The 24,796-nt window shown below is 44.1% G+C and carries 22 protein-coding genes, 1 pseudogene and 1 riboswitch; of the genes and pseudogenes, 15 read left to right on the top strand and 8 right to left on the bottom strand.

The annotated features are described in order from the left end of the window. Positions 1 to 69: 69 nt before the first annotated feature. A complete protein-coding gene (locus tag BCU75_RS07720) occupies positions 70 to 1,794 on the bottom strand; it encodes a phospho-sugar mutase (protein ID WP_102473433.1) in 1,725 nt (574 codons plus the stop codon). A 489-nt stretch (positions 1,795 to 2,283) separates the two neighbouring features. Here BCU75_RS07720 and coxB point away from each other — a divergent pair, with 489 nt between their 5' ends. From coxB to BCU75_RS07740, 4 genes are read left to right on the top strand one after another with little or no spacing between them, the layout of a single operon-like run. Next, on the top strand, positions 2,284 to 3,543 hold the full coding sequence (coxB, locus tag BCU75_RS07725; protein WP_102473434.1) for a cytochrome c oxidase subunit II: 1,260 nt from the start codon (positions 2,284 to 2,286) through the stop codon (positions 3,541 to 3,543). Next, on the top strand, positions 3,540 to 5,201 hold the full coding sequence (ctaD, locus tag BCU75_RS07730) for a cytochrome c oxidase subunit I (protein WP_102465174.1): 1,662 nt from the start codon (positions 3,540 to 3,542) through the stop codon (positions 5,199 to 5,201). The genes coxB and ctaD overlap by 4 nt, the downstream gene beginning before the upstream one ends. Positions 5,202 to 5,212: 11 nt before the next feature. Then, entirely contained in the window at positions 5,213 to 5,887 is a 675-nt protein-coding gene (locus BCU75_RS07735; RefSeq protein ID WP_102473435.1) for a cytochrome c oxidase assembly protein, read from the top strand. Between the two features lie 38 nt (positions 5,888 to 5,925). Then, positions 5,926 to 6,810 carry a cytochrome c oxidase subunit 3 gene (locus tag BCU75_RS07740; RefSeq protein WP_102473436.1) on the top strand — a complete coding sequence of 295 codons (885 nt, stop codon included), beginning with the start codon at positions 5,926 to 5,928 and terminating at the stop codon, positions 6,808 to 6,810. Positions 6,811 to 6,865: 55 nt separating this feature from the next. On the opposite strand, the gene BCU75_RS07745 is transcribed toward BCU75_RS07740, so the two are convergent. Then, positions 6,866 to 7,096 carry a DUF2909 family protein gene (locus BCU75_RS07745; protein ID WP_029203703.1) on the bottom strand — a complete coding sequence of 77 codons (231 nt, stop codon included), beginning with the start codon at positions 7,094 to 7,096 and terminating at the stop codon, positions 6,866 to 6,868. Here BCU75_RS07745 and BCU75_RS07750 point away from each other — a divergent pair. The 4 genes from BCU75_RS07750 to cyoE all read left to right on the top strand — a co-directional run bounded on the left by BCU75_RS07750 (position 6,984) and on the right by cyoE (position 10,670). Beyond that, complete coding sequence (locus tag BCU75_RS07750; RefSeq protein ID WP_102473437.1) at positions 6,984 to 7,931, top strand: SURF1 family protein; 948 nt, start codon at positions 6,984 to 6,986, stop codon at positions 7,929 to 7,931. The two genes, BCU75_RS07745 and BCU75_RS07750, sit on opposite strands and share 113 nt — an antisense overlap. Further along, positions 7,924 to 8,532 (top strand): hypothetical protein, encoded by a 609-nt coding sequence (locus tag BCU75_RS07755; RefSeq protein WP_102473438.1) that lies wholly within the window; start codon positions 7,924 to 7,926, stop codon positions 8,530 to 8,532. The genes BCU75_RS07750 and BCU75_RS07755 overlap by 8 nt, the downstream gene beginning before the upstream one ends. A gap of 118 nt (positions 8,533 to 8,650) precedes the next feature. Further along, a complete protein-coding gene (locus tag BCU75_RS07760) occupies positions 8,651 to 9,706 on the top strand; it encodes a COX15/CtaA family protein (RefSeq protein ID WP_102473439.1) in 1,056 nt (351 codons plus the stop codon). Further along, positions 9,696 to 10,670 carry a heme o synthase gene (gene cyoE / locus BCU75_RS07765; protein WP_102473440.1) on the top strand — a complete coding sequence of 325 codons (975 nt, stop codon included), beginning with the start codon at positions 9,696 to 9,698 and terminating at the stop codon, positions 10,668 to 10,670. The genes BCU75_RS07760 and cyoE overlap by 11 nt, the downstream gene beginning before the upstream one ends. A gap of 127 nt (positions 10,671 to 10,797) precedes the next feature. Here cyoE and gbpA read toward each other — a convergent pair whose 3' ends face one another. Then, entirely contained in the window at positions 10,798 to 12,264 is a 1,467-nt protein-coding gene (gene gbpA, locus BCU75_RS07770; RefSeq protein WP_102473441.1) for an N-acetylglucosamine-binding protein GbpA, read from the bottom strand. A gap of 72 nt (positions 12,265 to 12,336) precedes the next feature. After that, a riboswitch (cyclic di-GMP riboswitch) is annotated at positions 12,337 to 12,426 on the bottom strand. A gap of 323 nt (positions 12,427 to 12,749) precedes the next feature. Here gbpA and BCU75_RS07775 point away from each other — a divergent pair. The 4 genes and pseudogenes from BCU75_RS07775 (at position 12,750) to aroG (ending at position 15,115) form a co-directional block, all read left to right on the top strand. Beyond that, the gene (locus tag BCU75_RS07775) at positions 12,750 to 13,103 is read left to right on the top strand and encodes a transcriptional regulator (protein WP_102473442.1); all 354 of its coding nucleotides are present in this window, start codon (positions 12,750 to 12,752) and stop codon (positions 13,101 to 13,103) included. A 72-nt stretch (positions 13,104 to 13,175) separates the two neighbouring features. Then, positions 13,176 to 13,522, top strand: a pseudogene (locus BCU75_RS07780) (hypothetical protein). Between the two features lie 12 nt (positions 13,523 to 13,534). Continuing rightward, complete coding sequence (locus tag BCU75_RS07785) at positions 13,535 to 13,750, top strand: DUF3820 family protein (RefSeq protein ID WP_004730103.1); 216 nt, start codon at positions 13,535 to 13,537, stop codon at positions 13,748 to 13,750. Positions 13,751 to 14,062: 312 nt separating this feature from the next. Continuing rightward, the gene (aroG, locus tag BCU75_RS07790; protein WP_102473443.1) at positions 14,063 to 15,115 is read left to right on the top strand and encodes a 3-deoxy-7-phosphoheptulonate synthase AroG; all 1,053 of its coding nucleotides are present in this window, start codon (positions 14,063 to 14,065) and stop codon (positions 15,113 to 15,115) included. Between the two features lie 110 nt (positions 15,116 to 15,225). Here aroG and BCU75_RS07795 read toward each other — a convergent pair whose 3' ends face one another. The 3 genes from BCU75_RS07795 to BCU75_RS07805 are packed head-to-tail and all read right to left on the bottom strand — an operon-like array spanning position 15,226 to position 19,369. After that, a complete protein-coding gene (locus tag BCU75_RS07795; RefSeq protein ID WP_102473444.1) occupies positions 15,226 to 16,647 on the bottom strand; it encodes a phosphomannomutase CpsG in 1,422 nt (473 codons plus the stop codon). A 16-nt stretch (positions 16,648 to 16,663) separates the two neighbouring features. Then, positions 16,664 to 18,199 (bottom strand): mannose-1-phosphate guanylyltransferase/mannose-6-phosphate isomerase, encoded by a 1,536-nt coding sequence (locus BCU75_RS07800; RefSeq protein WP_102473445.1) that lies wholly within the window; start codon positions 18,197 to 18,199, stop codon positions 16,664 to 16,666. Positions 18,200 to 18,253: 54 nt separating this feature from the next. After that, positions 18,254 to 19,369 carry a mechanosensitive ion channel family protein gene (locus tag BCU75_RS07805; RefSeq protein WP_102473446.1) on the bottom strand — a complete coding sequence of 372 codons (1,116 nt, stop codon included), beginning with the start codon at positions 19,367 to 19,369 and terminating at the stop codon, positions 18,254 to 18,256. A gap of 187 nt (positions 19,370 to 19,556) precedes the next feature. On the opposite strand from BCU75_RS07805, the gene BCU75_RS07810 reads away from it, so the two are divergent. Further along, complete coding sequence (locus BCU75_RS07810) at positions 19,557 to 20,213, top strand: potassium channel family protein (RefSeq protein ID WP_017106229.1); 657 nt, start codon at positions 19,557 to 19,559, stop codon at positions 20,211 to 20,213. Between the two features lie 33 nt (positions 20,214 to 20,246). Next, positions 20,247 to 21,614 carry a TrkH family potassium uptake protein gene (locus BCU75_RS07815; protein ID WP_017106228.1) on the top strand — a complete coding sequence of 456 codons (1,368 nt, stop codon included), beginning with the start codon at positions 20,247 to 20,249 and terminating at the stop codon, positions 21,612 to 21,614. A gap of 98 nt (positions 21,615 to 21,712) precedes the next feature. Here BCU75_RS07815 and msrB read toward each other — a convergent pair whose 3' ends face one another. Then, positions 21,713 to 22,855 (bottom strand): peptide-methionine (R)-S-oxide reductase MsrB, encoded by a 1,143-nt coding sequence (gene msrB, locus BCU75_RS07820; RefSeq protein ID WP_102473447.1) that lies wholly within the window; start codon positions 22,853 to 22,855, stop codon positions 21,713 to 21,715. Positions 22,856 to 23,055: 200 nt separating this feature from the next. Here msrB and BCU75_RS07825 point away from each other — a divergent pair, with 200 nt between their 5' ends. Beyond that, a complete protein-coding gene (locus BCU75_RS07825) occupies positions 23,056 to 23,454 on the top strand; it encodes an OsmC family protein (protein WP_017068628.1) in 399 nt (132 codons plus the stop codon). A 142-nt stretch (positions 23,455 to 23,596) separates the two neighbouring features. Here BCU75_RS07825 and BCU75_RS07830 read toward each other — a convergent pair whose 3' ends face one another. Next, positions 23,597 to 24,667 (bottom strand): OmpA family protein, encoded by a 1,071-nt coding sequence (locus BCU75_RS07830; protein ID WP_102473448.1) that lies wholly within the window; start codon positions 24,665 to 24,667, stop codon positions 23,597 to 23,599. Between the last annotated feature and the right edge of the window lie 129 nt (positions 24,668 to 24,796).

Genomic DNA, 24,796 nt, shown 5'->3' on the forward strand with positions numbered 1-24,796 from the left:
TCGAGCGTCCATTTTTTGTTTTCAACTGTATTTTACTTTCAACCACGATAGATTGAAAACACCAAATCGCTAAGAATTCAGTTCTTTCTGGTGTTGTTCGATGAGCTTATCCATGTACTCTTCACCGCGCTTACGAGTATCGTCATAGGTTTCTGTCCCTTCAAACTTTGTTACCGTCTCGTAGTAAACCTTAACTTTTGGCTCTGTTCCTGAAGGGCGGACGATAATACGTGAACCATCTTCGAGGTGATAAATCAACACGTCACTCGATGGCAAGTTAATGGTCTCAGTCTCGCCGTCCACGATGTATCGCAAAGATGATTGCAGGTCTTCAATCACAGAGACAGTGACACCACCTATCAATTTGGGTTGTGCTGCTCTGAGTTTAGAGCCAATCGATGGTGAATCAGGGTTAAGAGCAATACTTCGCTGCGCGTTGGTATGGACACCATGTTCCAATGAAATCTGAGCGAGGAGATCCCAAACGGTACGACCTTGAGACTTTAACTCTTCTACCAATTGGGCAAAAACAACGATAGCAGACAGGCCATCTTTATCACGAACCTGAGTACCAATCGTGTAACCAAGTGCTTCCTCGTAGGCGAACAAAAACTCGTTGTTTTCGTCTTCTAATTGCATGCCAATATTAGCTAACCATTTGAAACCAGTCAGTGTTTGGAAATAAGTCGCACCATGAGATTCCGCCACCTTTTCAAGCAGAGTTGAAGAGACGATACTGTTGCCAACTAATTGGTTTTTGGTATGAGGCTTTGATAGCAAGTAATGCGCGAATAGCACACCCACTTGGTCGCCTGTCAGCATCTTGTACGAAGCATCGTCGGTTCTAGCTGTATCGTCAGTTCTAACAGCAACGGCAAATCGGTCTGCATCTGGGTCATTGGCACAAGCTATGTCTGCATCGACACTTTTCGCTAGGTTTATCACCAGATCCATCGCGCCTTTTTCTTCCGGGTTCGGGAAGTTTACCGTCGGGAAGTGACCATCAGGTTCTCTTTGTTCCGGCACACTGAATACCTTGTGGAACCCTGCATCATGGAGAAGATCTTCTGCCATTTGCGCGCCTACACCATGCATTGCCGTGTAGGTAATGGTTATGTTTGCTGATTCGATATTGTTGTTTACATGTGGACTCTGATTGATCGCAGCGCGATAAGTTTGATAATAGCCCTCGGTTAGCCACACTAACTTACCTTGTTTCTCTGCATCACTTAGGCTGAGTAGAGGGATAGGCTTCGTCGAGGCTATTTCAATTTCAGCAGCGATACCTGCATCGTGAGGGGGAATGATTTGTGCGCCATTTTCCCAGTACACTTTGAAACCATTGTACTCCGGTGGGTTATGGCTGGCCGTCACTACAACAGCGGCCGCAGCGTTGAAGTGTTCAATACCAAAGGCAATAATCGGTGTTGCCGCCACGTTCGCGGTCAAATAAACCTTAATTCCTAAGGCTGTCAGTACTGAAGCGGTATCGATGGCGAATTGTTTAGAGTCTAGACGTCCGTCATACCCCACAACCACACCACGAATCGCCGTATTGGCAATATGTTCTATTAAATAGTGACCTAATCCGGTTGTTGTTTCTTGTATGACTAAACGGTTCATTCGATTTGGACCGCACCCAACTTTGCCGCGCAGTCCCGCCGTTCCGAATTCTAATCGTTGAATAAAACGGTCTTCAATTTCATCGTGCATTCCCTCATCGATAAGGTATTGAAGCTCTTCACGAGTTCTTGGGTCTGGGTCTCTCGCTAACCAGTTCATTGCATCTTGCATAATCACTAAACCTTTTCATATCGGGGTGTCTTTCTGTTGATTTAATTTAAATGATACTGATTATCATTTCTATGAAAGCAATCGTAAAACTCGATTTAAAATAAATTCCAACAGCAAGGGAAAGGCACATGGGTAAAGCCACTTTGAATAATTGACTGTTTAGTAAGTAAACTTACCTTGAACAATTGGATATCACTAACTAGCCTTTTACATAAATATAACAAATTTTAACATATTCGTCGTTTTTGAATCTTTTATGGGAACCTCTAACGCTTTTGACCCGTATTAGTTCACAGGTTGATATGAGGTAAGCAGTGCGTTTGCAGGCTATTTCCATGTGAGATGTAGATTGAGATTCAGCCTTTTCATGTGAAGTTGGAGCAACAATGAATCTAGTCCCGCTCGTAATGACATTTAGATCGTAGTGAAACAGCTCGCAACGACATTTAGGTCGCAAGTATCCAATTAGGAAGGATAAGGAGAGATCTTTTGAAAAGATTATTGGTCAGGCTAATGTGGCTTTTGAATAGTTTTGTTGTGGTTTTAGTATCGCCTCTAGTACATGCAACTAGTGAATACAATATGACACAAGGTGTTACTGAGATCAGCGGCAAAGTGTATGAACTCCATATGCTTATCTTCTACATCTGTTGTGCGATCGCGTTCGCCGTTTTTGGTGTGATGTTTTATTCGATTTTGAGACATAGAAAGTCGAAGGGCGCGGTAGCTGCACATTTTCATGAAAGCACCAAAGTAGAAATCCTTTGGACCATCATTCCGATTATTATCCTCATCGCTATGGCTATTCCTGCAACAAAAACTTTGATAGCGATGGAAGATACCTCCCAGTCAGATCTAACGATTAAAATTACCGGCTCACAATGGAAATGGCATTACAGCTATTTTGGTGAAGACGTTGAGTTTTTCAGTCTTTTGGCCACTAGCGATAAAGAGATAGAAGGCATCGAAGTGAAAGGGGCACATTATTTGTTAGAAGTTGATAAGCCTCTAGTACTGCCAATCAATCGCAAAGTTCGTTTCTTGATGACTTCCGATGACGTTATCCACTCATGGTGGGTACCAGCTTTCGCGGTTAAGAAAGATACTATTCCCGGTTTCATAAACGAGGCGTGGACAAAGATCGATGAGCCTGGTGTTTATCGAGGCCAATGTGCTGAGTTGTGTGGCCGCGCTCATGGTTTCATGCCAATCGTGGTCCATGCCATGGAAGAAGCCGAGTTTGACGCATGGTTAGCAGAACAAAAAGAATTGGCGATAGCCGCACAGCAAGCGGCGCAAGATGCACTAGATGCGTCACTTTCCTTAGATGAATTGAATGTCATCGGTGAAGAAGTTTACAAAACTCGTTGCGCCGTTTGTCATCAAGTCAACGGAGAAGGTATTCCTGGCGCATTTCCCGCGATTAAGGGAAGCCCTATTGCCCTTGGTGATGTGGATGTTCACATTGACACGATTGTTTATGGTCGTGGTGGCACAGCAATGCAGGCGTTCGATAATCAGTTAACCGAAAAAGAGATAGCAGCGGTTATTACTTATCAAAGAAATGCATGGGGTAATGACGCAGGTGATGTGGTTCAGGCTTCAGATGTGAACGCTTATAAGGCGAGACAAGCAGGCGGAGATCAAGCTGCTGGCGAACAAGGTTTAACGGACGAAACGCAAGGTTCTACGGATACAACGCAAGGCTTAATGGATGAAGCACAAAACGATGCTAAGGAGCAGTTATGAGTTCACCAATTAATAAGCCGGTGAAATCGGCTCCAGCAGAAGACCAAACATTGAGCCATTCTGCCGAAGGTACGCTGGACAATAATGATTTGCCTGTTGATGATCACGACTCGCATGCAGCACCTAAAGGTTGGGCGCGATGGCTGTATTCAACCAATCATAAAGACATAGGTACACTTTATTTGTGGTTCAGTTTTGCGATGTTCTTAACGGGCGGAGCCATGGCAATGGTGATCCGTGCGGAGCTATTCCAACCTGGGTTACAACTCGTTGAGCCAGATTTCTTCAACCAGATGACCACTGTTCATGGTTTGATAATGGTGTTTGGTGCGGTGATGCCTGCATTTACAGGCTTAGCTAACTGGATGATTCCAATGATGATCGGCGCTCCAGATATGGCTTTGCCGAGAATGAACAACCTCAGTTTCTGGATTCTGCCTTTTGCTTTTCTAATTTTAATCGGATCTTTGTTTACTGAAGGAGGCGGCCCAAGTTTTGGTTGGACATTTTATGCGCCGCTCTCAACGACTTATGGTCCTGATAGTACAGCGTTGTTTGTGTTTTCCGTCCATATTATGGGGATCAGTTCTATCATGGGAGCGATTAACGTCATCGTAACCATTGTGAATATGCGCGCACCGGGAATGACTTGGTTCAAGCTACCAATGTTCGTATGGACTTGGTTGATTACCGCTTTCCTATTGATCGCCGTCATGCCCGTGCTCGCGGGAGCCGTCACCATGGTATTGACGGATAAGTATTTTGGGACGAGCTTTTTTGATGCCGCTGGTGGTGGGGACCCGGTGATGTTCCAGCATATATTTTGGTTCTTTGGACACCCAGAAGTGTACATCATGATCTTACCGTCTTTCGGTATTGTCTCGGCCATCATTCCAGCATTTAGTGGCAAGCGCTTATTTGGCTACCACTCGATGGTGTACGCGACTTGTAGTATCGCACTACTGTCATTCTTGGTTTGGGCGCATCACATGTTTACCACGGGTATGCCGGTATTTGCCGAGTTATTCTTCATGTATTGCACCATGCTGATTGCGGTGCCTACGGGAGTTAAAGTGTTTAACTGGGTGGCGACCATGTGGCGGGGGGCTTTAACTTTTGAAACGCCAATGCTGTTTGCTATCGCATTTATCGTTCTGTTTACGATTGGTGGGTTATCTGGATTGATGCTCGCGATTGTTCCTGCTGATTTCCAATACCATGACACCTATTTTGTTGTGGCTCACTTCCATTATGTTCTGGTGACAGGTGCCGTGTTCTCAATTATGGCAGCGGCCTATTACTGGCTGCCTAAGTGGACAGGGCATATGTACGACCACAAGCTCAGCTTATGGCATTTCTGGACGTCGGTGATATCGGTCAATGTTCTGTTTTTCCCAATGCACTTCTTAGGGTTAGCCGGAATGCCGCGTCGTATTCCGGATTATGCGATTCAGTTTGCTGATGTTAACCAAGTGGTGTCTATAGGGGGATTTGCCTTTGGTTTGTCTCAGCTGATCTTCTTATGGCTAGTCGTTAAGTGTGTGAAAGGCGGAGAGCCTGCGCCGAGCAAACCTTGGGACAGAGCTGAAGGTCTAGAGTGGACCGTTCCTAGCCCAGCGCCTCACCATACTTTTACTCATCCACCTAAAGTTGATTAAAGGGAGGAGCCATGAGTGATAAGCAAAGCGATCTAAATCAAGAGACACAGCAGTCCAAGAACCTGTCTAAGAAGCGATCGACTAAAAAGCTGACAGGCTATTTAGTCTTGAGTGTGGTTGCGATGTTTGGTTTCGGCTTTGCTTTGGTGCCGCTCTACGATGTGATGTGTGACGCCTTAGGGATAAATGGCAAAACCAATACGGTTTCTGCCGTTCAGCCTCAGGGAATGCAGCCCGACTACTCTCGTACGGTCCGAGTTGAATTCATGTCTCATATTAAGCCAGATATGCCTTGGCAATTTTCGCCTGAGGTTCGAGTGTTAGAGGTTCACCCTGGTGAGGTAGTGCAAACCAATTACATTGCTAAAAACCTATCTGGAGTCTCATTGGTTGGGCAAGCCGTACCATCGGTTTCTCCAGGTATGGGGGCAACTTACTTCAATAAGATGGAATGCTTTTGTTTCAATCAGCAACCATTGGATGGGCACAAAACCGCTGAAATGGGGTTGATATTTTACATTGAGCCCGATATTCCAGAATCGATACATACGCTTACGCTCTCTTACACGTTATTCAATATCACGAGTCAGGTGAGTAGAGAGACAAGTAAGCCTGAAGTGAGCACATCAACATTGAGCACACTACAATCTGGCTCACCAAAAGCGAGCACACTCGCAAGTAACTAGGGATTTACAGAACCAGTATCAACATAAGGAGTTGAGCGATGAGTTCTAAAAAGGAAGTTTATTTCGTTCCACATCAAAGCCACTGGCCATTAGTGGTTGCTGTTGCTTTGTTTTTGGTCGCGGTTGGTGCTGGCTTAACGGTGCAAAACATGGGTACCGATGCCGCTGGTGGCGTGTTTGGAAAAGCGGTGCTGTTAGTTGGGTTTTGTGTATTGCTTTTCATGCTTGCGGGTTGGTTTAGCAATGTAATCACGGAATCATTGAGTGGTCTCTATTCTGAGCAAATATCTCGTTCTTTTAGACAAGGAATGAGTTGGTTCATCTTTTCCGAAATCATGTTCTTCGGCGCTTTCTTTGGCGCGCTTTTCTACGCTCGAATGATTTCTGTCCCTTGGATTGGTGGGGCGGGCAACAATGCAATGACTCACGAAGTGTTGTGGCCGATGTTTCAATCAATGTGGCCGTTGACGACGACACCGGATGGTGTGACAACAGAAGCGATGGCTTGGCAAGGTATCCCGCTTAAAAACACCATTATCCTGCTGCTCTCCTCTGTGACGCTGCACATGGCACATATCAGTCTTGAACAAAATAAGCGTATGGCTTTGATCGTATGGCTGGAAATAACCATTGTTCTGGCTGGATTTTTCCTGTTCTTCCAAGTTGAAGAGTATCTTCACGCTTATCAAGAGATGGGACTGACACTTCAATCCGGTATCTATGGCAATACCTTCTTCTTATTGACGGGATTCCATGGTTTGCATGTTTGTTTAGGAACGATCTTTTTGATTGTGTTGCTGGCAAGGGTTGCGAAAGACCACTTCACGCCGAAAGACCATTTTGCGTTTCAAGCGGGCAGTTGGTATTGGCACTTTGTTGATGTGGTTTGGCTAGGGTTGTTCGTATTTGTTTATGTGCTTTAACGACATATGCAGATCTAATCCCATATGCAGCCCAAACTGCTGAGCCTACTGGAGATTAATAGGGGCGGGGGTTGGGAGTTATCACTCCTGATCCCAAAGCAAGTAACAACAGTAGCACGACAACGGCTGACCACATGACACGACGACCCAAGAAGTGACTCAGCCTTTTGCCATTGTGTTTACCTGAGGCGATTTGGATTAGACCTTTCATCAAATTGAAAGCGATAAAAAACAACAAAGCGACCAATACAATTTTAAATAACAACACAAAGGTAGATGACGCCATAGTGATAACTCCAAACCGATTGATTGATGATGAACACAAGTTCCGCAGTAAAGGTTTTTGGATAGCGGTTGTTTTAACTGTGGTTTCAGTCAGCATTTTAATCAAGTTGGGTTTGTGGCAGTTAGACAGAGGTAACGAGAAATTACGCTATGAACAACAGCTATCAGAAAGAGCGCAGCAATCGTCACAATCTTTAGGTGTCATTATTTCTGAGTGGCAAGACTCTCGTTTACCGGCGCAAGAGTCATTGAATCCTCAAGCTCTAAATGGACTAAAGGTCGATGTTGAAATAGTAAATAAGAGTGGTTTGATACTCTTGTTAGACAACCAGATTAACCAAGGAAAGGTAGGGTACGTGATTTACATGTTGGGTGAGGTTCAATCTCAAGAGAAAGGGGATCAGCTTTTACATAAAAAGCAGTTGTTGATCGATCTTGGGTTTGTTGCAGCGAGCCGTGACAGAAGAGAACTCCCACAACTAGGAAGCATCGCACTACCAACCAATATGTCAGGGCGTTTGTATACACGTTCGGTGAATCCTTTAAGCCATGAGTTGGCTTTAGAAAATACGACACCAAATAGAATCCAAAACCTAAACATAACAGCGTTATCAGAGTACACAGGACAAGACGTTTTACCCTTTATCTTCCAACCGCAAAGCTTAGAATCATGGCCTTATGAGTTGTTATGGCGACCGACGGCAATGAAATCTGAGAAGCACTTCGGTTACTCATTTCAATGGTTTGTAATGGCAACTGTGCTTTTGTTTTTGATGATTTTGGTTGGCTATCGGTATCTCAAAACAACGCCTAATACAGGAAATAAAGATGGATAAGTCTCAAGCACAAGTGAACAGGGAAAGTACCGAAGAAAACACGGCTGAGCTTAAAGGCCGTCGTACTAAAGGGCGTTTGGTATTAATCGGAATGGTTTTAATTTTCGCTTTGCCAGCCATTATCGCCAAAACTGTGTTGGATCAGAATTGGTATACATCAGGTGTCACTAACTCAGGCGAATTGGTAGAACCAAGAGTCACGCTCGCGGATTTTGGTGTAACGATACCTATGGCTGGAGAGGGGTGGTTAGTGGGTTATATCGCTCCCACAGAGTGCGAAAGCTTGTGCGAACAACAGCTCCATTATTTGAATCAAAGCTACTTGGCGTTAGGGAAAAACAAAGAGCGAGTGACCGCTGTTGTTTTCGTCTCAGAAGGTAACTCGTTGTCGGGTTCGTTCAATAAGCCTGATCTGTCTTTGTTAGCGGGTGGTGATCAGTTAAGTACTGAGTTTGCGCCTGCTTCCATTGTCATAATTGACCCATTAGGGCAATTGGTTATGGAATACAAAAGCGTTTCTGACCCGTCGCAGTTAGTTGGTCAATCCAAAGGCATGATTCATGATCTAAGAAAGTTACTCAAGCTGTCACGTGTTGGGTAGTAGATAAGCTTAAAGTTAATAAGCTTAAGTTGATAACCTTGAGTTTACAAGCTTTAGCAGATTGCGTTAATGCTTGAGTGTTATTAGCCGAAAGGGAATAAGTATAGGGAGATAAGTGATGCCGAATAAAGTCCCCGATTTACTCATACACGTGATGAGATTAACTATTTTGTTAACCCTTACCGTGATTGTGCTCGGCGCTTATACCCGTTTGTCTGATGCTGGCCTTGGCTGCCCTGATTGGCCGGGGTGTTATGGAAAAATCACCGTTCCCTCTGACGCACTGGCGGTGAATCAAGCCAATCTGCAATTTCCAGAGCGTGCTCTCGAATCAGGCAAAGCATGGATAGAGATGATCCATCGTTACTTTGCAGGAACATTAGGGCTGCTTATCTTTGTCGTTGTTGCTTGGTGTATCAAAAGGAACATCACACCGATTGGATTACCATTACTTATCTCTGCAACCGTGATCTTTCAAGCCTTATTAGGGATGTGGACGGTGACGCTCAAGTTGATGCCCGTTGTCGTTATGGCGCATTTGATGGGAGGCTTCACGCTGCTGTCGTTGTTGTGTCTGCTCTACTGTCGTTTGTCTCAATTCCAAAGCCGTTTTGGTGAGGCTTCGTACACGTCTTCACTTAAAGTCTCAGCGCTATTCGGGCTACTCATTGTGGTCGGGCAGATACTACTTGGTGGTTGGACATCGTCGAACTATGCCGCTTTGGTGTGTACTCAATTACCCATCTGTGAAGGTAACTGGGCGAATTATCTCGACTTCAAAAATGCGTTCGATTTTGCTCAACACGGACATGATAACTATGAGTTTGGTGTGTTGGAATATCCCGCAAGGCTCACCATACATGTCATGCACAGGTTCGGGGCTATTGTGGCATCGTTAACGGTGCTGATGATCGTGTACCAGCTATGGAAATTTGGCCAAGCGCCTCACCAAAAGCTGAGCGTGATTGTCACAATCGTCTTGTTTACTCAAATCAGCCTTGGGATCAGTAACGTATGGTTTCATTTACCCATTTCAGTTGCGGTTTTGCATAACCTAGTCGCAGCGATGTTACTCATTAGCATGGTAGTGACCAACTTTGTGGTTTGGCAACGCAAACCGAGTGAGAGCTTGGTGAAGAACAGTGTATTACAAGGAGGTAATCATGGTCAGTAGAACGTCAACACAACATGGAGTGGTGGTTCAAGACGTAGCCTCAAGTCCTAAGATAGCAATCAGCAATGATATCGCTTTAAGCAATGAAATGGCGGGAAAAAACAAAGCTGTTTGGAAAGTCTACTTAACACTCACTAAACCCAAAGTAGTGGCTTTGATGCTGCTGACGGCATTGGTTGGGATGTGTTTGGCTGTGCCTAATGGATTGCCTTTACAACAAACTCTGTTCGGGATGATTGGGATAGGGTTAATGGCAGGTTCGGCAGCAGCGTTTAACCATTTGATCGACAAAAAGATCGATGGACAAATGACTCGAACAAATCGGCGACCTTTACCATCCGGTGAACTGAGTAGTGCGCGCGTGTTCAGCTTTGCCGCGGGTATCGGCTTACTTGGTTTCGTCACGCTTGTGGTGTGGGTCAATCAACTCACCGCTTGGTTAACCTTTGCTAGCTTATTAGGTTACGCGGTGATTTATACCATGTATTTGAAACGAGCGACGCCGCAAAACATCGTGATAGCCGGAATTGCTGGCGCTATGCCACCCTTATTAGGCTGGACGGCCGTAACCAATGAACTGCATTCAAACGCTTGGTTGTTGGTGATGATCATCTTTATTTGGACCCCTCCGCACTTCTGGGCGTTGGCAATTCATCGTCGTGACGAGTATGCCAAAGTGAACATCCCCATGCTGCCTGTGACCCACGGAATCGAATACACCAAGACTTCTATTTTGCTCTATACCTTGTTGCTTAGCATCGTATGTATATTGCCTGTATTGGTCGGCATGAGCAGTTGGATATATCTAACTGCCTCATTGGTACTCAACGGCGGGTTTGTCTATCACGCTTGGGTGCTCAAGTATCGTGATGAGCCTAATATGGCGATGAAGACCTTTAAGTTCTCTATTTATCATCTCATGATTTTGTTTGTTGCTCTGTTGGCGGATCATTATTTGCTCTGATTATTAGTTTTAAATAAGATCACTTAACCCTTACTAAACAAGAAAACGGATGCCTTAAGCATCCGTTTTTGTTTATTTAGCTAATTGCTAAAGCTTATTTACTCGAAAGTGTGTCACTCGCTAGCAATTAATCCACTTTGTTCCAAGCATCTTGCCAGTGTGAACCGACACCTGGTTCGTACTGAGTTGCTGTTGGAGCCCATTGAACACAGTAACCAGAGTATGGGAACTCTTTACACTGATAAACACCGCCATCACTACTTAGTACTTTAGTACCGGCTGTGTAAGACTCTATGTTTTCTGGGAACACGAAGTCATAGTCGCCGGCTGGTGGAGGCGTTTGCTCGTCCATTAAATGGAAATCAAGCGTGTTCTGATCCACTAAGTTACCTTGGTCATCTTTCGTCACGATCACAAGCATGTGGTGGCCTGCTTCCGACTTAGATAGAGTCAGTTGAACATCTTCAACTTGTCCGTCTGCTAGTTCAGATTTCTGAGATGCAAGTGCTTCTCGGTGATGATTGTAAACGGTAAGTTCAGCTTGAATATCGCCAGTTGCCGCTAATGTAAGATCAAGCTGTGTAGGTTGATTCTCATCAATAACATACTCTGATTCTAGGCCTGTTACTTCTAGATCATGATCTGGCTCTGGAGTATCAATCTTGTAGCCGATTTCTACACTGTTAAAGCCAGAGCCAGCTTTTAGATAAACAGGGTTAGTGCCGTACACTGGCGCGAAATCACCTTGGTCATTTAATTGACCTGATTTGATTTGCGTTTGCTCTTGATTGATCTTAGAAGCAAGCGAGTAAGACCAGTTGTTTGCTTTACCTTGCTCAGAACTTTCAATCACTAGCTCTGTACTGTATGAAGCGTTCTCACCTGATTGGTCGAAGACTCGAGTGTAAACTGCGTCGCCAATGTTGAGATCTTGTGTTGGGTTAATTTGACCACCTTGATCCCAATCCGGGATAACAGGGCCATCACCGTCAAACTTCACATCGATAACGTTGTAGAAAGCTGCAGCAGTGTCACCCACATCCCATACAGCAAGGATCACCTGATAACCTTCACGTTCTGGGACATTACACAAGTGGCTTACTTGCATCGGTGGTTGTTCCATATTGCCTTCGACGACGCAGAATGGCGTTAAATCAAAAGAGCTGCGCGCCAAAGGTTGGTTTGGGTTCCAATCTGGTTGAGTAATGTAATATTTCCAATCACGGGTTTTGTGGTTCGCTGTGAACGTCCACTCAAAGTATTGAGAACCAGATTTGATCGGGCGCTTAACCCAGCGATCGGCTGTTTGCTCATCTAGTGCTGCAGCTAAAGAAGATTGTGCACTAGCAATTTTGCCATCGGTTGGGCCGCTTTCAGGGAAGCCTTCAGGGCCTTCTACACTTTGTGGTTCATATTGAATACCACCACAGTCTGTGTTTTTTTGTTGTGTATCACTCGCTGGGAATTTACACAACGCGACACGGCTTTCTGCTACGCCATTATCGTATGCCGAGACATAACCGTGACCGAAGCTTGCACCACTTACGCTAAGTAGTGATAACGCGATGAGTGATTTTTTTGGGAGTTGTTTCATTATTTGTCCTTACTGTATTTGGCCGACAAAAAAGAGAACACTCCGGCATGCATTTACACTTAAATCCTATTAAGTGGCGGCCCCGCTATCATAGACAGAATATTTGTCGACAGACCGGTGGCTTTGCGTCCTATTCTTTCAAATAGTTTGCCAGAAGTGCGCTTGAGCAAACGAAATGTAGCCAACCAGTTTTATAAATGCGAACCAATAGATTGAAATGTGGAATGCTAATCTCGAACTTTTAATTCTTAATACAAATTAACTTGCTAAATGTTTATTGAGTTAATGTATAAATTATTGATATAAATGAAGAAAGTATTTACTCTAATCGTTTTAGTGAATGATTTCTTGTTATAAAATCCCGTTCCTTAAAAGAGTTGGGCGCATATCAAAACCAAACCTTTGATTTCCACTAACCAAACTCTGACATGCTATGTATGAAAAGCCGGACAATTGATTTGCATGAGCTATATAAAGGAGTCGGTATGGAGTTCACAGAACTAGATAGAGATGCGTTGTATCAAACGTGGATGTCGCACAAATCGAGAATGCGAATTACGCAGATGGAGTTTTCAAAAAAGCTAGGGATGAACCAGCTGGATTTTTCTAGAGTGCTAAAAGGCGAGACGCCATTAACCATGTCTTTCGCTAGTCACTTTTGTCGTTTACTTCATTTAGAGCCTCGGAATGTGTTTCCTTCACTTAAAGAAGGTAATGATTCTGGGCCTAAAGTGGTCTACCTGAAAAGTAGAATGAGCGTTGATGGTGAGATCCAAAATGCTTATATCGAAGGAAATCAGGTAATCGTAGAGTATGCGCACACCGTTCAGAATGACTAATTTTGGAGTTAGTTCTGAGCCTCCCCCCTTTTTCTACAACCCTCTAAGAGCCTTTTACTTGTTGCAACTAGCATCTTCTTGCTTGGTTATGAAGATGGCCTAATTGAAACCGCAACTAAATTCGCCAGTTATGAAGATTTTCAGCCTGGCCCTGACGGAGGCATTGACTTAGTTTGGGCAAGGATTGGGCTACGTGATGCGCAGTGATTGAGAACCAAGTTAGACGACGAAGATTCTATGGTGATTGACCAAAAATTTGTCTTAGCAGAAGAAGGCACTTCGTTGTTTACAGTTCTCGACCGAGAAGCAGGAAATAAAGACGTTTCAACTATGATTGATTCGCTGATGATGCCAAAGATGCGATCAACTATTGGGTTGAACGTTTAGGTGATACTCTACAGAATATCGATGACGCCTAGAAAGAGCCTGTAATGCTAGAGAAAGAGAACCTGATCAAACTTGCCAGAATGCAAATGCCGTTTGGCAAGTACGCCGGTCGTACATTGATTGACTTACCTGAAGAATATTTGCTGTGGTTCGATAAAAAGGGATTCCCGTCTGGTGAACTAGGTGACTTATTAAAACTATGCCTTGCTCTGAAAATTGAAGGGCTTGATAGCGTTGTTAAGCCATTGAAAAGAATGTAATTAGAAAAAGCTCACGTTAATGACGTGAGCTTTTTTGTTTTTAAGTTCTACACAATTTCAGATGCATGGTGAAGCTTGAAGAACAACTGCTCTTACCTCCCTATAAATTACGCAATCGATGGCGTGTAAATAATGTTATACAGGGTGTTTTAAATATAAAACACAAAAAAAATTGCGTTTATTTTTAATTAGTGATTGAAACTAGAGTTTTTACTAGTTAAGTTACAGGGAACAAGAAGATTAGTGCTGATAGAAAGTTACGTGAGACAACGTGCATTCAGCTCAAGGATAGAAAAAAGGAAGAAGTAAGCAATGTTCCAGACTGATGATGTAAGAATTAACAAAGTAAAAGAGTTATTACCACCTGTTGCTGTTTTAGAAAAGTTTCCAGCGACAGAAGTTGCTTCTTCTACAACCTTTGAAAGCCGCAAAGCGATCCACAATATTCTAGAAGAAAGCGACGACCGCTTGCTTGTTATTGTTGGCCCATGTTCTATTCACGATACAGAAGCTGCGCTTGAATATGGTAAACGTTTGAAAGTGCTACGCGACGAACTCGGCGACAATCTTGAAATCGTAATGCGTGTTTACTTTGAAAAGCCACGTACAACGGTTGGTTGGAAAGGCCTAATCAATGACCCATACATGAACGATACGTTCAAACTAAATGATGGTCTTCGACTTGGACGTAAGTTGCTTCTTGATCTAACTGATCTTGGTATGCCCACGGCGAGTGAATTCCTGGATATGATCACGCCTCAATACGTTGCTGACTTAATCAGCTGGGGCGCAATTGGCGCACGTACGACAGAATCTCAAGTTCACCGTGAACTGGCTTCAGGCCTATCTTGCCCAGTTGGCTTTAAGAATGGCACGGATGGCAATATCAAGATCGCAACAGACGCAATTCGCTCTGCCAGCGCTTCTCACCACTTCTTATCGGTAACTAAGTACGGGCACTCAGCTATTATTGAAACAGTGGGTAACCCTGACTGTCATATCATCCTACGTGGTGGTAAAGAACCTAACTACAGCGCTGAGCATGTAGGTAAAATCAAAGAAGAACTAGCAGCATCAGGCCTTCCACAGAAAGTAATGATTGATTTCAGCCACGCAAATAGCTCTAAGCAGTTTAAGCGTCAAATGAACGTTTCTGATGATGTGAGCGCGCAAATCTCAGGCGGTGACAAAGCTATCTTTGGTGTGATGATTGAATCTCACCTTGTTGAAGGTCGTCAGGACCTAGTTGAGGGTAAAGCGGCGACATATGGTCAATCCGTTACTGACGCATGTATTGGTTGGGAAGATACTGAAACAGTACTTCGCCAGTTGGCAGGCGCTGTTGAAGCTCGCCGCAACAAATAGACTAATTACAGTCAGCGACTAAGCGACTGAAAATTCAAAGCCCTTATTAGCCGTTGCTAGTAAGGGCTTTTTTGTGGTTCTTAGTTGTAAACGGAAACTGCCTTGTACTATTAAGTGAGAAAAGACAGTAACTCGTCGACCTTAAGTGACAGTAAAGCTATGTCTTTTGTGGTTTCCACATTGAGGCGTATCAATGGCTCGGTATTGGACTTTCTTAAGTTGAAGCGCCATGTCCCCATATTCATGCTGAGCCCGTCTGTGTGATCGATCTCAACAGCATTATCTTGATAGTGTGACAACACACAAGCCATGACTTGTTCTGAGTCTGAAACTCTGCGATTTATCTCTCCGGAAGAGGGGAATCTATTCATACTTGCACTGGTCAATTGATGAAGAGACTGTTGGGTTTTCGACATCAATTCAATAACCAGTAGCCAAGGAATCATTCCTGAATCACAGTACCCAAAATCACGAAAATAATGGTGCGCACTCATTTCACCGCCGTACACAGCGTTCAATTCTCTCATCTTCTCTTTTATGAGAGCATGTCCGGCTTTGACTGCAACAGCCTTCCCTCCAAGTTTATTGGCGACTTCAATCGTGTTCCATGTCATACGCATATCGTGCAACACCGTGGCGCTAGGTTCTTTTAACAAGAATGCTTCAGCGAGCAACCCGACAATATAGTAACCCTCAATGTAATTGCCTTTTTCGTCAAAGAAAAAACAACGGTCGAAATCCCCATCCCAAGCAATACCAAGATCGGCTGAGTGACGTAAAACGGCATCCCTAGTGGCTGCTTGGTTTTCTTTAATCAATGGGTTAGGAATACCATTAGGGAATGTTCCGTCAGGAGTATGGTGAACCTTGATGAAGGAGATCGGAATGTCGAGCGTTGTAAAGCGAGCTTCCAAATCATCAATGATACGCCCTGTGACGCCGTTCCCTGCGTTCACCACTATCTTCATTGGTGAAAGCTTAGAAAGTGTTATATAGGAGAGCAGGTGGTCTACATAGGGAACCAGAATATTGGTCGATATGTTGGAGTTATTTGATTGAACATGGACGATCGGCAAATCGGCGTTCAGCTCTTGATACAGTTCTTTAATGCGTCGTTTGATTTTATCTAAACCACTGTTTTTACTGATGGGGCTAGCGTCAGCACCGACTAATTTCATTCCGTTGTAATTGATTGGGTTATGGCTGGCTGTGATTTGTATTCCGCCAATCGCTTTTAGGTGACGAGTCGCAAAGTAGACTTCTTCAGTGCCAGTTATCCCAAGTTCAATGACGCTTATCCCGGACTCGATTAAGCCTGCAGTAATGGCTTCTTGCAGTGACAAAGACGTTTCACGGTTGTCTCGGCCAATAACGACTGGACGCCATGCATCTGGAGTCTTGGCATTTTGTGATAGGAGGTATTCACCAAAAGCCTTTCCAAGCAGATAGGCAAAACGCTCATTGATTTGGTTACCAATGATGCCGCGAATGTCGTTGTTCTTAAAGCAGCTAAGATCTAATGTTGGTTTCATTTGATTGTCGCCGCTTCTATTTCGATTTGTTGTTTTGGGATGAATCAGATTGTTGGCTTCGAGCATCTCGCCCATAACTATCTTGATATCGAATGATATCGTCTTCACTTAAATGGCTGCCAGTTTGAACTTCAATCATTTCAAGAGGTGTCTCGCCTGGGTTCTCTAGGCAGTGAATGTGACCTAAAGGGATGTAAGTCGATTGATCTTCTTCGATCAAATACGTTTTTTCGTCGTTGGTTACCTTTGCAGCCCCTGCCACTACCACCCAATGTTCAGCTCTGTGGTGATGCATTTGCAGCGACAACTTATGACCAGGTTTGACGGTAATGCGTTTCACTTTGTCACGTTTACCTAGATCGATAACATCGTATTTACCCCAAGGTCTAAATACCTCGCGATGATGAATATGCTCTGTTCGACCTGCTTGATTTAGTTGATTAACAATTGATTTAACACCCTGAACCTTGTCTTTATCTGCGACTAATATGGCGTCTTTGGTCTCTACAATAATCAGGTTATCGACACCTACAGTAGCAACTAGCTTGTTTTCAGCATGGATGTAGTTGTGTTGAGAGTCGACGGTTAACACGTCACCTTCAATGACGTTATTGTGTTCGTCTTTGTCGCTTACATCCCAGATAGCAGACCACGAGCCAATATCATTCCAACCAACATCCATTGGGATCACTGCCGCGTGTGAGGTTTTTTCCATCACAGCATAATCGATAGAATCGCTTGGGCTGCTTTTAAATGCTTCAGCGTCGATACGGATAAAATCGAGGTCGGCATTTTGCTTTGCAAGAGCGAATTTACAAGCAGCCAAGATTTCTGGGTTATGTTCAGCGAGTTCTTTAAGATAGCGTGATGCCTTAAACATGAACATACCACTGTTCCATAGGTACTGTTCTGAACGGATGTATGCTTCTGCGGTTACTTTGTTTGGCTTTTCTACAAAGCATTCAATGGTGTAGGCGTGATGGACTGGTTGCTCTGTAGCGTTAGTTTCTAGTTGTAGGCTAGAGGGAAGTGGTTGCCCTTGTTTGATATAACCATAGCCCGTTTCTGGCGCGTTCGGAGTGATCCCGAATGTCACCAGTTTGCCTTGTTTGGCGTAATCAACACCATGGCTAATTACTTGTTGGAATTCAGAGGTTTTAGCGATGTGGTGATCGGCAGCCAACACTAATAAAATAGGATCAGATCCGTGCGATTTTTCATCGGTTGATTTACTTAGAGCTTGCAGGGCAGCAAGCGCAATGGCTGGTGCTGTATTTCTACCTACAGGCTCTAGTAGGATTCCACTGTGTTTGATATTCGCGGCGCGAACTTGCTCTGCAGCAATAAAGCGGTGTTCTTCATTACAGATGATGAGTGGGGCAGCGCAGGTGCTATCTATTAAGTGCCTCTCAAGCCCTTTTAGGCGTTGAAGTGTTTGCTGAAGCATCGACTGTTCGCCAGCAATATTCAGGAATTGCTTAGGATAGAGCTCTCGAGACAGTGGCCAGAGGCGGCTTCCAGAGCCGCCAGCTAGGATGACAGGTAAAATCATAGAATGGTAATTAGGCGTAAAGGGTTACTAACACCATGTTACCACGCTTATGGTTTATCGATGAGCTTCAGGACTCGAATTCATTACACCTTGAGAATCGTTGATGTCTTGCGCTTCAATCTTAAGTGTTTGTGTTGGGAAGGCGATATCAGCATTGTGCTTATGGATAATCGCTAATACCTGCAATAAAACATCTTGTTTCACTTCGTGGTATCTCACCCAATTAACCGTCTTGGTGAAGGTGTAGATAAAGAAGTTCAGGGTTGATGGTCCGAATTTATCAAAGTTAACAATCAAGGTCTGCTTGGCATCAATGTCAGGGTGCGTTTCAAGCATGGCTTTTACGTCATTCACAATCAGAGCAAGCTTGTTTGCGTCTTGATAGCGAAGCCCAAACGTTTCATTGATTCTGCGGTTCAACATTCTTGATGGGTTCTCCACCACAATGTTACTGAACACAGAGTTCGGCACGTACAAAGGACGCTTATCAAAGGTGCGAATGATGGTCATACGCCAGCCAATGCGTTCAACTGTCCCTTCGATTTGGCGGTCAGGTGAGCGTATCCAATCGCCAACTTTAAATGGGCGGTCGAAGTAAATCATCATGCCACCGAAGAAGTTCGACAGTAAGTCTTTAGCCGCTAAACCGACGATCAAGCCACCCACACCACCAAAGGTGAGTAAGCCGGAAAGGCTGAGCCCAAACGCCTGCATGATGGTCAGGCCGCCCATCACCATAAAGAACAAGCGAGCGACTTTCGCGATAGCCTGAACGGTGGTTTCGTCCCTGGTCTTCTGTTCTAAGACATATACTTCAGAGTTGCTGATCATTCGCAACGTGAACCAAACAAAAGTACAGATGATCAGTATGTGCTTAAGCGTTTTTAACCAGTTGATTTCATTGCCAAATTGATCTTGAAGGATTAGGCCAATAGACACAGTAGCAGGCCAACACCAAAGTAACGTACTGACAGGCGTTTTTAGAGCCTCTAGCAGTAGGTCGTCCCAGTGGAATGGAGTTTTCTTAACCAGAATTTCTAAGCGATTATGGATAATTCGCCAAGCTACCCAAGCGAGAAAACTCGCAATAGTGATGAATAGGACGCTGTTTGCCCAATCACTATGGCTCTGGTTGATGTAGGTTTGTACTTGGGTTATGAATTCATTCATTGTGTGTGCTGCCGCAGAAATTATGAATTGGAAATTAGCAGAAACTCGAGTTGTTCTCTACCTTTATAAATCAAGCGATTATGACAATAGTATAACCTTATTCTTGCAGAACTAACTTTTTTTGAGATAGAAACTAATGTAGGTTTGGCTATCCCCGTGTAATTAAAATTTCTAAACAGGATTTCAAATGAGCGACAAACAATATGCAGTTATCGGTTTAGGGCGATTTGGTCTGTCTGTTTGCAAAGAGCTGCAAAGTTCAGGCGCACAGGTACTGGCCGTCGATATTGATGAAGAGCGAGTGAAAGAAGCAGCGGCTTTTGTTTCACAAGCGATTGTTGCGAACTGCACGAGCGAAGAGACAGTAAAAGAGTTAAGACTCGATGATTACGATATGGTGATGGTATCGATAGGCTCTGACGTTAACTCAAGCATTCTAACGACCTTGGTGGTGAAAGAATCTGGAGCAAAAGCAGTTTGGGTTAAGGCGAATGATAAGTTCCACGGCAAGATCCTCTCTAAGATTGGTGCTGACCATATCATCATGCCGGAGCGAGATATGGGTATTCGTGTTGCTCGTAAGATGCTGGACAGACGCGTTCTCGAATTTATCGACCTTGGCAGTGGCTTAGCGATGACAGAAATCGTTATTGGCTCAAAGTTTTTAGGTAAGCAACTTCGCGACCTAAAGCTGTGCAAAGAGGTAGGGGTTGAAGTACTTGGCTTCAAGCGCGGCCCGAACCTAACCAAAGCACCTGAACTGGATGTCAGTTTAGAAATCGGTGATGTGGTGATCATCGCAGGGCCGAAAGAGACCTTGTCTAGAAAGCTGCGCAATTGGTAACTGATAATAAGTAATTGGTAATAAGGTAACCGTATGAATTCGTTGAAACGAAAAGGTACTTTCTACACGCTCAATACAGATAAAAAGCCGCGCAAAGGCTCAGAGCCAAAGATTATCCTTACGAGTTTCTTAGGTGTTCTTATCCCTTCTGCAATCTTGTTGACGCTGCCAGTCTTTTCTGTAACCGGACTTAGTTTTACAGATGCGCTGTTTACTGCCACATCCGCAATCAGTGTGACAGGCTTGGGTGTTGTCGATACGGGTGAACATTTCACTCTGGCGGGCAAAATACTGCTGATGTTTTTGATGCAAGTCGGCGGTTTAGGGCAGATGACCCTGTCTGCAGTGCTGCTCTATATGTTTGGCGTTAGATTAAGTCTCAAGCAACAAGCCTTGGCGAAGGAAGCGCTGGGTCAAGATCGTAAGATTAATCTCCGTAAGTTAGTTAAGAAGATCATCATCTTTGCGTTGGTGGCGGAATTTGTCGGTTTTGTATTGCTCTGTTTCCGTTGGGTTCCAGAAATGGGATGGGCAACGGGGAGCTTTTATGCGCTCTTTCACGCTATATCTGCATTCAATAACGCAGGCTTCGCGCTGTTCTCAGACAGTATGATGAGTTTTGTTGATGATCCATTGGTGATTTGTACTTTGGCGGGTTTATTCATCTTTGGTGGATTAGGCTTCACGGTAGTGGGGGACTTATCGAGTAACTGGCGTAAAGGCTTCCAGCACTTGCATCTGCACACTAAGATCATGTTGACCGCAACACCAACTTTGTTGTTGGTGGGTACGGTGATGTTTTGGTTATTGGAGAGGAATAACTCAGCGACCATGGAAGGCCTTTCTATCCAAGGTCAGTGGTTAGCGGCTTTTTTCCAATCGGCGAGTGCTCGTACCGCTGGTTTCAACAGTGTCGATTTGTCTCAGTATACGCAACCGGCATTATTGGTGATGATCGTACTGATGTTGATTGGTGCTGGTTCGACTTCTACTGGTGGTGGTATTAAGGTCTCGACCTTTGCGGTTGCGTTTGTCGCAACTTGGACATTCTTGCGTCAGAAAAAGCATGTCGTGATGTTTAAGCGCACCGTGACTTGGCAAGCGGTAACAAAGTCTTTGGCCATTATTGTGGTCAGTGGGGCGTTATTAACCACTGCGATGTTTTTGTTAATGCTTACTGAAAAGGCAGCGTTTGATCGAGTTATGTTTGAGGTGATTTCAGCCTTTGCAACGGTTGGCTTAACAGCTGGCTTAACCGCGAACCTGACTGAGCCCGGTAAATACATCATGATTGTCGTTATGGTGATTGGACGTATCGGTCCCTTGACCTTGGCTTATATGCTAGCTCGCCCAGAACCTTCCTTATTGAAATATCCCGAAGATACTGTGTTAACGGGTTAATAACGTTAGCAGGCTAATGAATCACATTTTGTCAGTAATAACAAAGCCAGCGATATGCTAGCTTTGTTATTATAGGTGTAGCTCTAATTTCTTAGTATTTAGCCTTCGAACATTTCAATATATTCTTCATAGCCTTCTTCAGCCAATTTATCTGCTGGGATAAAGCGCATAGCGGCTGAGTTCATGCAGTAGCGTAAACCTGTTGGCTTTGGACCATCTTTAAATACATGTCCTAGATGAGAATCACCAAATTTACTGCGAACCTCTGTTCTTGGGTAAAGCAGCTTGTAGTCCGTAGTCGTTACGACATAAGCCTCGCTGATTGGCTGTGTAAAGCTCGGCCAACCTGTGCCTGATTTGTATTTGTCTTTTGAAGAGAACAAAGGCTCACCCGTTACGATATCAACGTAAATACCTTCTTGCTTGTTATCCCAGTATTTGTTGTCAAATGGGCGCTCTGTCGCGTCGTCTTGTGTAACATCGTATTGCAGTGAAGTTAGAGACGCTTTGATCTCTGCATCAGACGGTTTGCTGTATGTCTTAGCATTAGCTGTCGCATTTTTGCCATCGATGATTTGGCGGATCGTTTTCGGATTTTCTTTTCTATCATCACCGAAGATTTTATCTAGGTATTGATCACGACCAGAAGCGTAGCGGTAGTAGTTATAACGAACCTTGCTCTTCTTGTAATAATCTTGATGGTAATCTTCTGCTGGCCAGAATTTTTCAAACTTAATCAGTTCTGTTTTTAATGGTTCACCAAAGATTTGAGCCTTATCGATTTCCATCATGAAGTTCTGAGCGACGTCTTTTTGCTCCTGGTTATGATAGAAAACAGCAGGTCGATATTGTGGACCTCTGTCAACGAATGAACCTTTGTCATCAGTTGGATCGATGTGTCTGAAGAATTGGTCAAGCACCTGTTCGTAGCTAACCACATCAGGGTTATAAGTCACGTTGATCACTTCGATGTGACCAGACTTACCCGATGATACCTGCTTGTAGGTTGGGTTTTCTAGCTCGCCACCAGAATATCCAGAAATAACGTCAGTTACCCCTGTGAGTTTCTCTAGATCAGATTCTGTACACCAAAAACAACCACCAGCTAGGGTCGCGACTTCACTTTTCCCTGAATTAGCCGTTTTATCCATAGTATTGGCAGTGCCAGTTTGGCTCACAAACAGAGAAATCAGTGGCAGAGCAACCACGAGTGATACCAATATTTTAGATAATTTATTCATAGATACCTCATCTTGACGTTCTTTTCATTCGATTTTGAATGTACGTATAGAGACAGGTTTAAGATGGAAAAAATTACATCATTTACAAAAAAATATGTCACAGAGAAAATCTTGCTCATAAATGGCGCCAGTAGTAGGGTGTAGACATTGGTACGCAATAACAAATAATGATGGCGTCTCTCGTACATCTAAGGAACAACATGCAAGCAGAAGTTAAATGGGTCGAAGGCTTTAAATTTTTAGGTCAATCTCAGTCAGGCCACTCTGTCGTTATGGATGGAAGCGGTGGCGCAACGGCTCCAAGCCCAATGGAAATGGTGTTAATGGCCGCGGGTGGTTGCAGCTCTGTTGATGTAGTGGATGGTTTGAAATCTGCAGGACAAAACATCACTGGTTGTAATGCAAAACTAGAAACGACACGTCGTGAAACAGCGCCGAAAATCTTTACCGTGATTAATATTCATTTTGAAGTATCTGGTGACAATCTTGATCCTGAACTTGTTGCTAAGGTATGTGCGGATTCGTTAGAAAAGTATTGTTCAGTATGCTTAATGTTGGGTGCCGGTGTAGAGATGACCCACAGTTGGGAAATCGTCTAGTCTCTAATTGTACTGCTTGGCGGTAGACTGATTTTTACGGCTTCTACTTATAGCTGACGGCATATGGGGAGAGCCTGATAAAGAAAAGGGCGGAGCACTTGAAAGTGCTCCGCCCTTAATTTTTTAGTTGTTATAGATAGCGTTATTGAGCAGCTTCTACGACAACTTCTTCAACTTTGACTTCTTCTTGGTATTCAAAACCAGGGATCGTTGCGTCAACACGACGGTTTTGAGCGCGGCCTTCTGCAGTATCGTTTGATGCAATAGGGTTCTCTTCACCTTCACCAGACGCTGAAATACGGTCTGCTTCGATGCCTTGCTCTTCGATGTACGCGGCTACAGCAGCAGCACGTTTCTTCGAGATCATCATGTTGTATTCAGCTGCGCCTGTTGAGTCAGTGTGACCAACAACATCAACTGATGATTGAGGGTGAGCTTTAAGTACTTCAACTAATGGCATTAATGCAATTTTGCCATCTGTAGACAGTTCAGTGCTGTTTGTCTCAAACATACCTTGAGAGAAGCTTTCAGTTTGCGCTTTAGTAACAACAACGGTTGTTTTTTCTTCAACAACAACTACTGGCTCTGTGATTGGCTCAGATGGCGCTTGTGTTACTGCTACCGCAGAAGCTGTAGCCGCTGCCGCTGAAGCCGTTGTGTTACCTGTACCGAAGTTGTAGCTTACGCCAACAGACAGTAGATTTGAGTTTAGGTCTTGAACGTAGTTGTCGTCGAAATCATCAAAGTATTGGTATTCAACACGCAGTGCCCAGTCAGAAGAAAGCTGCTTCTCAACACCGATGCCAGCAGTAAGAACAACGTCATCTTCGCCACCGTGAGAAATGTAAGCAGGACCGGCTTTGAAGAATACGTCAAACTCTTGCTGTACAGGTAAACGGTACATTGGAGTTAAAGAAATTGCGATCAGAGGATCGCTAAATGATGATGTAGTGCCATTCTTTGAGAAGCTAGTTTTGTAATCACCTAAGAAATCAGAACTCAACTCAATGCCAAGTCTGTCACTAAAGTTATAACCAGAGTAGATACCTGCACCGATTGCATCGTCATCACATTTAGCACCAGCTACACACGCGCTGTCTAGCCAGCCCACACCCACTTTTGCACCAACGTAAGTGGTTGCAGCAATAGAAGGAGCTGCTGCTAGGCCTGAAGCCGCAACAACAGCACACATGATTTTTGACAGTTTTTTCATAATCTTATCCTTGGATTAACTCTTATTGTTATCTGAACCTGCCAGGAGAACGATTACTTATTGGGGTATGACACTGCTTACAAAAAGTAAACCAAGGCGTTGGCTCAGCTGGATCTATTTTTTACTTAG

Source organism: Vibrio splendidus (genome assembly GCF_002873455.1).
Taxonomy (GTDB): domain Bacteria; phylum Pseudomonadota; class Gammaproteobacteria; order Enterobacterales; family Vibrionaceae; genus Vibrio; species Vibrio splendidus_J.

Excerpts from the sequence above, each read along its gene's own strand:
- BCU75_RS07720 (WP_102473433.1), bottom strand. The coding sequence starts at position 1,794 with ATGCAAGATGCAATGAACTGGTTAGCGAGAGACCCAGACCCAAGAACT.
- ctaD (WP_102465174.1), top strand. The coding sequence starts at position 3,540 with ATGAGTTCACCAATTAATAAGCCGGTGAAATCGGCTCCAGCAGAAGAC.
- BCU75_RS07735 (WP_102473435.1), top strand. The coding sequence starts at position 5,213 with ATGAGTGATAAGCAAAGCGATCTAAATCAAGAGACACAGCAGTCCAAG.
- BCU75_RS07740 (WP_102473436.1), top strand. The coding sequence starts at position 5,926 with ATGAGTTCTAAAAAGGAAGTTTATTTCGTTCCACATCAAAGCCACTGG.
- BCU75_RS07745 (WP_029203703.1), bottom strand. The coding sequence starts at position 7,096 with ATGGCGTCATCTACCTTTGTGTTGTTATTTAAAATTGTATTGGTCGCT.
- BCU75_RS07755 (WP_102473438.1), top strand. The coding sequence starts at position 7,924 with ATGGATAAGTCTCAAGCACAAGTGAACAGGGAAAGTACCGAAGAAAAC.
- BCU75_RS07760 (WP_102473439.1), top strand. The coding sequence starts at position 8,651 with ATGCCGAATAAAGTCCCCGATTTACTCATACACGTGATGAGATTAACT.
- cyoE (WP_102473440.1), top strand. The coding sequence starts at position 9,696 with ATGGTCAGTAGAACGTCAACACAACATGGAGTGGTGGTTCAAGACGTA.
- gbpA (WP_102473441.1), bottom strand. The coding sequence starts at position 12,264 with ATGAAACAACTCCCAAAAAAATCACTCATCGCGTTATCACTACTTAGC.
- BCU75_RS07775 (WP_102473442.1), top strand. The coding sequence starts at position 12,750 with ATGGAGTTCACAGAACTAGATAGAGATGCGTTGTATCAAACGTGGATG.
- BCU75_RS07785 (WP_004730103.1), top strand. The coding sequence starts at position 13,535 with ATGCTAGAGAAAGAGAACCTGATCAAACTTGCCAGAATGCAAATGCCG.
- aroG (WP_102473443.1), top strand. The coding sequence starts at position 14,063 with ATGTTCCAGACTGATGATGTAAGAATTAACAAAGTAAAAGAGTTATTA.
- BCU75_RS07795 (WP_102473444.1), bottom strand. The coding sequence starts at position 16,647 with ATGAAACCAACATTAGATCTTAGCTGCTTTAAGAACAACGACATTCGC.
- BCU75_RS07800 (WP_102473445.1), bottom strand. The coding sequence starts at position 18,199 with ATGATTTTACCTGTCATCCTAGCTGGCGGCTCTGGAAGCCGCCTCTGG.
- BCU75_RS07805 (WP_102473446.1), bottom strand. The coding sequence starts at position 19,369 with ATGAATGAATTCATAACCCAAGTACAAACCTACATCAACCAGAGCCAT.
- BCU75_RS07810 (WP_017106229.1), top strand. The coding sequence starts at position 19,557 with ATGAGCGACAAACAATATGCAGTTATCGGTTTAGGGCGATTTGGTCTG.
- BCU75_RS07815 (WP_017106228.1), top strand. The coding sequence starts at position 20,247 with ATGAATTCGTTGAAACGAAAAGGTACTTTCTACACGCTCAATACAGAT.
- msrB (WP_102473447.1), bottom strand. The coding sequence starts at position 22,855 with ATGAATAAATTATCTAAAATATTGGTATCACTCGTGGTTGCTCTGCCA.
- BCU75_RS07825 (WP_017068628.1), top strand. The coding sequence starts at position 23,056 with ATGCAAGCAGAAGTTAAATGGGTCGAAGGCTTTAAATTTTTAGGTCAA.
- BCU75_RS07830 (WP_102473448.1), bottom strand. The coding sequence starts at position 24,667 with ATGAAAAAACTGTCAAAAATCATGTGTGCTGTTGTTGCGGCTTCAGGC.